The sequence below is a fragment of the Arthrobacter sp. SPT-J7 genome (assembly GCF_059089965.1).
On sequence record NZ_JBNHFF010000249.1, the window covers coordinates 1 to 4,570 of the forward strand.

General features: G+C 65.9%; 4 protein-coding genes and 1 tRNA gene. 4 read left to right on the plus strand and 1 reads right to left on the minus strand.

Annotated features, from left to right (window positions below; all coding sequences use genetic code 11):
- Positions 1-192: 192 nt before the first annotated feature.
- Positions 193-265 (plus strand) — tRNA-Ala (locus AC5RWX_RS30590).
- Between the two features lie 81 nt (positions 266-346).
- Here AC5RWX_RS30590 and AC5RWX_RS30595 read toward each other — a convergent pair.
- Positions 347-1,663, minus strand: coding sequence for a class I SAM-dependent methyltransferase (locus AC5RWX_RS30595; RefSeq protein WP_494099965.1), 1,317 nt, complete (start codon positions 1,661-1,663; stop codon positions 347-349).
- Between the two features lie 65 nt (positions 1,664-1,728).
- Between AC5RWX_RS30595 and AC5RWX_RS30600 the strand changes: the two genes are divergently transcribed.
- The 3 genes from AC5RWX_RS30600 to AC5RWX_RS30610 form a co-directional block, all read left to right on the plus strand.
- A complete protein-coding gene (locus AC5RWX_RS30600) occupies positions 1,729-2,811 on the plus strand; it encodes an FAD-dependent oxidoreductase (protein WP_494099966.1) in 1,083 nt (360 codons plus the stop codon).
- Between the two features lie 86 nt (positions 2,812-2,897).
- The gene (locus tag AC5RWX_RS30605; protein WP_494099967.1) at positions 2,898-4,052 is read left to right on the plus strand and encodes a class I SAM-dependent methyltransferase; all 1,155 of its coding nucleotides are present in this window, start codon (positions 2,898-2,900) and stop codon (positions 4,050-4,052) included.
- A gap of 194 nt (positions 4,053-4,246) precedes the next feature.
- On the plus strand, positions 4,247-4,570 hold a 324-nt coding region (locus tag AC5RWX_RS30610), incomplete at its 3' end, for a winged helix-turn-helix transcriptional regulator (RefSeq protein WP_494099968.1).

Here is a 4,570-nt window from a genome sequence, read left to right on the forward strand (position 1 = left end):
GCTCCACCGACAATCCGCCGGAATCAGTAGATTCCGGCGGATTTTTGTTTCCCCGCGCATCCACTGGAAGTCCGGTATCGGCGCTGCTGCCCCGTCAGGACACAACAAAAGGGCCGATTGGCGCACGGGACAAAAGTGCATTAAGCTGATCAGGTTGCTTCGGCGGGACGTTCTCCCAGTGAAGCAAAGTCCGGGGCTGTGGCGCAGCTGGTAGCGCACCTGCATGGCATGCAGGGGGTCAGGGGTTCGAGTCCCCTCAGCTCCACCGGTCATCCTCCTGCCAGGAGGAAGCAAATAGGAACCATCCGTCGGGATGGTTCCTTTTTGCTTCCCCAGCAGGCCTTTCCTACAGCCACTGCGCCCTGCGCAGCGGCGGGGGGTCGCCGCCGGGCCGCTGAACCAGAACCTGGTTGACGCCCGTCAGCCCGTTCTCAAACCCGAGGGCACTGGAAGCCATATAGAGCCGCCACACCCGGGCCCGTCCGGGGCTGGTCAGCTTCATCGCCTGGTCCCAATGCTCCTCCAGCCTGCTGACCCAGGCACGCAGGGTGAGCGCATAGTGGCGGCGCAAAGCCTCCACGTCCAGGATCTCGAAGCCCGCAGATTCCAGGGCAGTGGACATCCCGCCCAGGCTGATCATCTCGCCATCCGGAAAGACGTACCGGGGGATAAAGGAGTCCGGGTCCGGGGCGGTAGGGCCGGCGTTCCAGGAAATAGCGTGGTTCAACAGTCTGCCGCCCGGCCGCAGCAGACTGTACAACGCAGCGGTGTAGCGCGGCATTTCCGCCCGTCCCACATGCTCTGACATTCCAATGGAGCTGATGGCGTCGAAGGGCCCGTCCTGGACATCGCGGTAGTCCTGCACCCGGATATCAATTCTTTCGGTAAGGCCCGAATTTGCCGCCCGTTTGCGTGCGAGAATGGCCTGCTCCTGGGACAGGGTGACGCCCACCACCGTGACGCCATACTTCTGAGCAGCGTGCAGGGCGAAGCTTCCCCAACCGCAGCCCACATCCAGCACGCGCATCCCCGGTTTAAGACCCAGCTTGCGGCAGACGAGGTCCAGCTTTGCCTCCTGCGCTGCATCCAGACCCTCGGCAAGCCGGTGGCCGGCTGGAGTCCGGCCGTCCTCCTCTGCTGGCCACACGGCACAGGAGTAGACCATGGACGGGCCCAGGACCATGGCGTAGAAGTCATTGCCGACGTCGTAATGGTGGGCGATGGCGGCGGAATCCCTGCGGCGGGAGTGAAGCCTGCCTTTTCGGGCAATCCGCGCTTCCTCCGGGGGAGGAGCAGGGTTGGGGCCCAACGCCCCGAGCCGCACGGCGGTCCGGAGCAGGGTCCAGAGTTCCCCCACGGTGAGCGGCCGGAACGGACCGGGCTCAGCAAACTTACCGGCCGAGCTCAATGCGGTGAAGGCTGCAAACACGTCCCCGGGTGCATCAATGTCACCGGAGACGTAGGCCCGGCTCAGGCCCAGCTGCCCTGGCGACCAAAGCATCCGCCTCAGGGCACGCCGGGAACGGAACTCCAGGACAGGTGCTCCCTCCGGCCCGGCCTCCGAGCCGTCCCAGGCCCGCAACCTCAATGGTATTTCCCCAGTACCGAGCACGATGGCCAGGGCCTTGGCGAGCCGTGCTGCGTTTCCGGTTCTAGTGGTCATGTGGTCCTCCTGTCTCCATGGGCCAAGACTAAGGCCGGGACGCCCCGTCCGACTATCATGGGTGGGTGAATCCTGCCCGTGCCGACGTTGTTGTCATCGGCGCGGGCCAGGCCGGGCTTTCCGCTGCTTATCACCTCCAGCGCCGGGGGCTTGACTTTGCAGTGCTCGACGCCGAGGAAGGTGCGGGCGGCGCATGGCGGCACCGGTGGAAGAGCCTCAGGATGGCAACCGTGAACGGTATCAGCGATCTCCCCGGTATCGCCAAGCCCGCAGTGGACCCCAAGGAGCCGAGTTCGGAGTTCCTGTCGCGCTATTTCCGCGATTATGAGGAGCAACTGGGCCTGTCCGTCCAGCGGCCCGTGAAAGTAAGGTCGGTCAGCCGCGAAGATACAGACCCTGCCGGCAGGCTGCTGGTCAGCACGTCGCGGGGCGAGTGGAGCGCTGCAGCGGTCATCAATGCCACGGGCACCTGGACCCGCCCGTTCTGGCCCATCTATCCGGGGCAGTCGCGGTTCCGGGGCAGGCAGCTCCACGTTGCCGACTACGTCTCAGCCGAGGAGTTCGCGGGTCAGCACGTCATTGTGGTTGGCGGCGGGATTTCCGCTGTCGGGCTCCTGGACGAAATCTCCCGTGTCACGTCCACCAGCTGGTTCACGCGGCGGGAGCCGGTGTGGCGGGACGCCGAATTCGACGCCAAGGCCGGCCACGATGCCGTCGCACTGGTGGAGGAGCGGGTGCGCCAAGGCCTGCCGCCGCAGAGCGTGGTGTCTGTGACCGGCCTTATCTGGACACCCGCCCTCCGTGCGGCGGCAGCCCGCGGTGCCCTCAACCGGCAATCTATGTTCACGTCCATCGAACCCGACGGCGTCCGGCTGGCCGACGGGCGCGTCCTGGCGGCAGGTGTCATCCTGTGGGCCACCGGGTTCCGGGCGGAACTTGAACACCTCGCGCCGCTGCACCTTCGTGGACCGGGAGGCGGGATCGTTATGGACGGCACACTGGTGGCAGCCGAGCCGCGGATCCATCTGGTGGGCTACGGGCCGTCGTCGTCAACCATCGGTGCCAACCGCGCAGGCCGCGCTGCGGTAACTGCAATTCTGAAACTACCGGGGATCCGGCCGGCCGCCAGGACGGTAAATTGGGGCTGACGGCGGAATCAGGGCAGGGGCAATCAGGGCCAGGGGCAAGCAGGGCAGGAAACGGCCCAGGGAAAACTACAACCGGCAGGAACAAGGTGGTACTGAAGACTCTTGAAGACGTCCTTCCGGTCCTTCGCCGGCGGCCGGATGTGGAGGCGCCGAACCTGCAGGCATGGGATGCCACCGACCGGCTGCTGCTTGATTCAGCCGCCGCGCACGTGTCCGCCGGAAGCACAGTGGCCATCATCGGTGACCGCTACGGGGCACTGACCCTGGGTGCCCTTGCAGTCCTCAATCCCGGCGCGGTTCGTGTGCACCAGGACCTCATCACCAGCGAGCAGGCGCTGCGGCTCAATGCCGCCGCGGTGCTCGGAAACGGGGCAGGGGACGGTCCTTCCTTTACCCAGCTTCCCCTCGGAAGCGACCTCCTCAAGGACGCAGGAACTGTCCTGCTGCAGTTGCCGAAGACCCTCGCCGAGTTGGACGAAATTGCTGCTTCAGTAGCCCGGTACGCGCCGCCGGACGCGGTGCTCCTGGCCGGGGGCCGCGTGAAGCACATGTCCCTTGGCATGAACGCTGTCCTCGAGCGCCACTTCGGGTCCGTCACCCCGCAGCTGGCCAGGCAGAAGTCCAGGGTGATCACGGCGACCGGTCCACAGGGCACCGGGGACACGGAGCGCTTCCCTGTCGTTGAGCACCTGGCCGAGATCGACCTTTATGTTGCCGCCCACGGTGCGGTGTTTGCCGGGCCACGGCTGGATATCGGAACCAGGTTCCTCCTGACGTTCCTGCCGTCCATGCGGCCGGCACAGCACGCCGTCGACCTCGGCTGCGGCACGGGAATCCTGGCCGCGATGTACGCCCGGCAGCATCCAAGCTCAACAGTCACCGCCACGGACCAGTCCGCGGCCGCGGTGGCCTCTGCACTCGCAACTGCCCGGGCTAACGGCCTGGCAGGGCAAATCCGTGCGCTCCAGGACGACGCTATGGCCTCCTTGCCGGACCGGAGCACGGACCTGATACTGCTGAATCCGCCGTTCCACGTAGGCGCCGGCGTCCACGCGGGAGCAGGGCTGAAACTCATTGCAGCAGCCGGCCGCGTCCTGGCCCCCGGAGGAGAGCTGTGGACAGTCTTCAACCGCCATCTGGCCTACTTTCCCGCACTTGAGCGGCACATTGGCCCCACCGTCGTGAAAGGCCGGAACGCCAAATTCACGGTGGCCCTCAGTACTCGCCGCAGCACGCAATGACCATGCTGGAGGAAGCTGCTGCAGCCGGGAGAGAACACAGGCCAAAGGACCGCCGCGCCGTCGGCCGTTCCTATGGGTCTGCGACTGTGCGTAACGTACGATTCAGACATCAGTAACTATGCGCCGGAGACGAAGGGGACGCCGTGACTGAGATCCGCCAATCCTCACCAAGGCGCGGCACCAACCTGCCCCGGATGGGTGACTTCAACCTGACGGTGATCCTCGAGGCCATCCGCCGCTCATCCGGCGGGCTGAGCAGGGTGGAGCTCGCCCAGATCGTGGGCCTGTCGCCGCAGACCATCTCCAACATTTCCCGCCGCCTGCTGGACCAGAACCTCATTGTTGAGGCAGGCAAGGAAGGCAGCGGCCCCGGTAAGCCCCGCACCATCCTCCGCCTCAATCCAGGCGGCATGTTCGCTGTCGGAGTGCACCTTGACCCCGCCGTCACCACGTTCGTGGTCCTGGACCTCGTGGGCGCGGTGGTGCAGCATTCCCGGATTGAGACACCCGGCGGCAAC